At 69.9% G+C, this 4,647-nt stretch carries 4 protein-coding genes and 1 pseudogene; all 5 read left to right on the top strand.

Going from position 1 to position 4,647, the window contains the following annotated elements; all coding sequences use genetic code 11:
• A partial coding sequence (locus tag I71_RS33660) for a heterodisulfide reductase-related iron-sulfur binding cluster (protein ID WP_042704553.1) occupies positions 1-950 on the top strand: 950 nt, incomplete at its 5' end.
• 178 nt (positions 951-1,128) lie between these two features.
• Positions 1,129-1,836, top strand: coding sequence for a phosphatidylcholine synthase (gene pcsA / locus I71_RS33665; protein ID WP_042704554.1), 708 nt, complete (start codon positions 1,129-1,131; stop codon positions 1,834-1,836).
• Between the two features lie 125 nt (positions 1,837-1,961).
• Positions 1,962-2,747, top strand: a pseudogene (locus I71_RS39070) (cation diffusion facilitator family transporter); the annotation flags it as partial.
• Between the two features lie 151 nt (positions 2,748-2,898).
• Positions 2,899-3,630: a DUF72 domain-containing protein gene (locus tag I71_RS39075; protein ID WP_244434218.1), complete on the top strand. Its 732-nt coding sequence runs from the start codon at positions 2,899-2,901 to the stop codon at positions 3,628-3,630.
• A 127-nt stretch (positions 3,631-3,757) separates the two neighbouring features.
• Positions 3,758-4,647, top strand: an 890-nt coding sequence (locus I71_RS33680; protein WP_042704560.1) for a DUF2339 domain-containing protein, incomplete at its 3' end; no start/stop codon positions are given.

Here is a 4,647-nt window from a genome sequence, read left to right on the forward strand (position 1 = left end):
TCCGCATGGCCGTGCTCGGGGCATCCATCGGCGTCTCCCTGGGCCGGCCCTTCCGCGCGATGCTGCCCAAGCGGCTGTCCGCCATGCTGGCGCTGACCCCGTCCAGCGTCCCGGCGCCGAGCTACAGCGACCGGCCGGGCGTTCATCCGGCGGAGGGGCCGCGCGGGAAGCGGGTCGCCCTGCTGATCGGCTGCGCCCAGCAGGTGCTGGCCCCGCAGATCAACGAGGCGACCATCCGCCTGCTGACCCGGCACGGGGTCGAGGTGGTGGTATCGAAGGGCGCCGACTGCTGCGGCGCCTTGACGCACCATATGGGCAGGGAGGATCTCGCCCACGCCGCCGCAAAGAAGACCATCGACGCCTGGACGAAAGAGATCGAGGGTGGGGGACTCGACGCCATCGTCATCAACGCGTCCGGCTGCGGCACCAGCGTCAAGGATTACGGCCACATGTTCCGCGAGGATGCGGCCTATGCCGCCAAGGCGGCGCGGGTCGCGGCTCTGGCCAAGGACGTCACCGAACTGATGGACGAGATCGGGCTGTCCCGTCCGGTGGTGGAGACCGGGCAGACCATCGCCTACCACTCCGCCTGTTCCATGCAGCACGGCCAGCGCATCAAGGAGCCGCCGCGTGCCCTGCTGCGCGCCGCCGGCTTTCTGGTGAAGGAGATCCCCGACGCGCATCTCTGCTGCGGGTCGGCCGGCACCTACAACATGCTGCAGCCGGAGCTGGCGGGGGAGCTGCGGACCCGCAAGGTCGCGGCCATCGAAAGCACCCAGGCCCAGGCGGTGGCCGCCGGCAATCTCGGTTGCATCACCCAGATTGCCGGTGGGACGGGACTGCCGGTGGTCCATACGGTGGAGTTGCTGGACTGGGCGACCGGCGGTCCGATGCCCGGGGCGCTGGCCGGCCGCGCGGCCTTCCGCCAGCCGGGCATGCGGGCGGTCTGACCACGGGAACGGGGAGGGCAGAGGAACCGGGGCGGAACCGGGGTTTCATGCCCCCACAATTCTGTGTTTATCTGCGTCCATCTGTGTCAGAAAATCCGCCCGCCTCATCGCCCATCGTCCCAGCCCCCGCCCCGTTCAGGTCAACACAGTGTCCTCGCCACCCACGGAAAACGTCAGCATGAGCGCCGCCTACGGAATCACCCACCGCCTGTCGGCCTGGGGCGTTCACATCTTCACGGCCAGCGGCGCCGTGCTGGGGCTGCTCGGCCTGCTGGCGGCGGCGGCGGGCGACGCGAAGCTGTGCCTGATGTGGCTGGGCATCGCGCTGGTCGTCGACGGCGTCGACGGCACGCTGGCCCGCCGGGTCTCGGTCAAGCAGGTGCTGCCGGGCATCGACGGGTCGGCGCTGGACCTCGTCATCGACTACCTGACCTATGTCGTGGTGCCGGCGGTCTTCATGCACCGGTTCGGCCTGTTGCCGGAGGGGCTGGTCAGCGTCGGGCTGGCCGCCTGGATCCTGCTGACCGCGCTCTACTGCTTCGCCAATGTCGGGATGAAGAGCGGCGACAATTATTTCGTCGGCTTCCCGGCCATCTGGAACGTGGTGGCGCTCTATCTCTGGCTGCTCGACCTCAGCCCGTGGTTCAATGCCGCGGTGGTGGTGGCGCTGGGGCTGCTGACCTTCACCACGGTCAAGTTCCTGCATCCCTTCCGCGTCAAGGCGCTGATGGCGCTGAACATCGGCGTTACCACGGTGTGGCTGCTCTGCTGCATCGCGCTGGTCGTTCTGGAGCCGGCGCGGCCGGGCTGGCTGTTCGGCCTGTGGCTGGCGACCTCGGTCTATTACGCCGCGGTCTGCGCCTGGCGCACCCTGCGCGGCCCTTGAGGAGTCTTTAGGGAACCGCGGCGGCCGGCGGACGTTGCTCATGCGCAATCCGTCCGCTCCAGAGGGTTTCCGTTTTGGCCGAAGGCTCCACCAAGGTCGTGCTCGCCGCGCTCGGCGGCAACCTGATGATCGCGCTGACCAAATTCGTCGCCGCCGCGATGACCGGCAGCGCCGCCATGTTCAGCGAGGCGATCCATTCCGTCGTCGACAGCGGCAACCAGCTTCTGCTGCTCTACGGCATCCGCCGCGCCCGCCGTCCGCCGACGCCGCAACACCCCTTCGGCCACGGGCGCGAGGTGTATTTCTGGTCCTTCGTCGTTGCGGTCCTGTTGTTCGGCATCGGTGCCGGCCTGTCCATCTATGACGGCTGGCACGCCCTGTCCCATCCGGAGCCGGTCGAAAGCCCCTGGGTCAATTTCGCCGTGCTGGGCTTTGCCGTGCTGTTCGAGGGCTTTTCCTGGGTCGTTGCGCTGCGCGAGTTGCGCCGCGGCCAGAGCGGCGTCGGCATCCTGTCCGCCGTCCACCGCTCGAAGAACCCGTCGGTCTTCGTCGTTCTGCTGGAGGACACGGCGGCGCTGATCGGCCTGTTGCTGGCCGGCATCGGGCTGACGCTGGGCGAGGTGACCGGCGACCCGGTCTTCGACGCCTACGCCTCCATCGCCATCGGCGTGGTGCTGGCGGTGGTGGCGGCGCTGCTGGCCTACGAATCGAAAGGGCTGCTGATCGGCGAATCGGCCGACCGCCGCGTCGTCGAGGGCATCCGCCGCATCGTCGGCGAGGAGGTGCGGGTGAAGCGTCCGCTCGACGTGCTGACCATGCATATGGGCCCGGACGACGTGCTGCTGAACCTGTCGGTGGAGTTCCAGGACAGCCTGAACGCCCGTGAGGTCGAGGACGCCGTCTGCGCGCTGGAAAGCCGCATCCGCACGCAATACCCGATCGTCCGCCGCATCTTCGTCGAGGCCGAGTCGCTGCGCGCCCGCCGCGGCCGTGACACTGACGGAACCGCCCCGGCCCAGGGACTCCCGCCCCAGGACTTCTGGCCGAGTGATGGCGGAACCCGTGGCGCACCCGATCCGGATCGGCACCGCCGGCTGGAGCATCCCGAAGCTCTCGGCACCCGCCTTTCCCGTCGACGGCACCCATCTGGAACGTACCGCCCGCGTCATGCCGATGACCGAGGTGAACAGCAGCTTCTACCGTCCGCACAAGCCGGAGACCTGGGCGCGCTGGGCCGCCTCCACTCCCTTGGGCTTCCGCTTCGCGGTGAAGCTGCCCAAGGCGATCAGCCACGAGGCCCGGCTGGTCGGCGCCGAGGCGGCACTGGACCGTTTCCTGGCGGAGGCGGGGATGCTGGGCGACCGTTTCGGTCCGCTGCTGGTCCAGCTGCCGCCCAGCCTGCGCTTCGAGCGGGGGGTGGCGGAGGATTTCTTCGCCCTGCTGCGCGCCCGGCTCGACGGCGACGTGGTGTGCGAGCCGCGCCACACCTCCTGGTTCACCGACGTGGCCGAGGCTCTGCTGGTCGCCCACCGCGTCGCCCGCGTCGCCGCCGACCCCGCCCCGGTTGCGGGAGCGGGCGAGCCGGGCGGCTGGGACGGTCTGCGCTATTGGCGGCTGCATGGCTCGCCGGTGATGTACCGCTCGGCCTATGAACCGGCGGTGCTGGACGCGCTGGCCGAACGGTTCCTGGCGGAGGCGGTATCGCGGCCGGTCTGGTGCGTCTTCGACAACACCGCCGACTTCCACGCCGTCGACGACGCGCTGGCGACGATGGCGCGGCTGGCGGCCCGATAGCGGTTCAAACCTGCGCCCGATCCACCAAAGGAGGAGCCTCCAGCACGACCGAGACAGCGCATTGTTGCAAGATTATGCTGCCGCGAAATGGTCCTGACAGGGGCAACGGCGTGCAGGCGGTGCGGTCATGGAGTTCGTCGTCCTACTGCTGATTTTCGGCTTCATCACCCACCGGCTCGACCGGCGGCTGAAGATACAGGCAGCGGAAATCGCCCTTCTGCGCGGCCGGCTGGACAAGGCCCTGGCCGGTGCGCCGCGGCCGGCTGCCCCTGTGGCCGCACCCGCCGAGGCACCGCTTCCGGAGGCAGAGGGGGACGCAGAGGCGGAGGTGGAGGCGCTGCCCGATGAGGCGGAAATCGGCGAACCCGTTTTCGCGTCCGACACGGCGGAGCCACCCCCGACTCCGCAACCTGCCGCACTGGCCCCGACCCGGCCGGGCTGGCGGGAGCTGGAGGAGTCGCTGGCCTCGCGCTGGCTGATCTGGCTCGGCGGCGGCACCATGGCGCTGGCGGCGGCCTTCTTCATCAAGCTGTCGGTCGATCACGGCTGGCTCGGACCGTCGGTCCGCGTCGCGCTGGGGCTGCTCGCCGGGCTTGGGCTGATGGTGGGTGGCGAGTGGCTGCGCCGCCGGCCGATGCAGCGCGCCGTCGCCGCCTTGCGGCCGGATTACGTGCCGCCGGCCCTGACCGCCGCCGGCCTGTTCACCGCCTTCATCAGCGTTTATGGCGGCTTCGCGCTGTTCGGCCTGTTCGCTCCGCTGGTCGCCTTCACGCTGCTGGCCGGCCTGTCGCTGGCCGCCATCGGCCTGTCGCTGCTGCAGGGGCCGTTCATCGCCGCGCTGGGGCTGCTGGCCGGCTACGTCTCTCCCCTTCTGGTCTCCACCGGCAACCCGGATGCCTGGAACCTGTTCGCCTATCTGCTGGCGCTGAACGGTGCCGGGATGGCGGTGGTGCTGTATCGCGGCTGGCGCTGGCTCGGCTGGGGCGCCCTGGCCGGTGCGGCGCTGTGGCCGCTCTT

It is taken from the genome of Azospirillum sp. B506, assembly GCF_000333595.1.
In the GTDB taxonomy this organism is placed as follows: domain Bacteria; phylum Pseudomonadota; class Alphaproteobacteria; order Azospirillales; family Azospirillaceae; genus Azospirillum.

What these genes read in the sequence shown, in the direction of transcription:
- pcsA (WP_042704554.1), top strand. Translation starts at nt 1,129, where the DNA reads ATGAGCGCCGCCTACGGAATCACCCACCGCCTGTCGGCCTGGGGCGTT.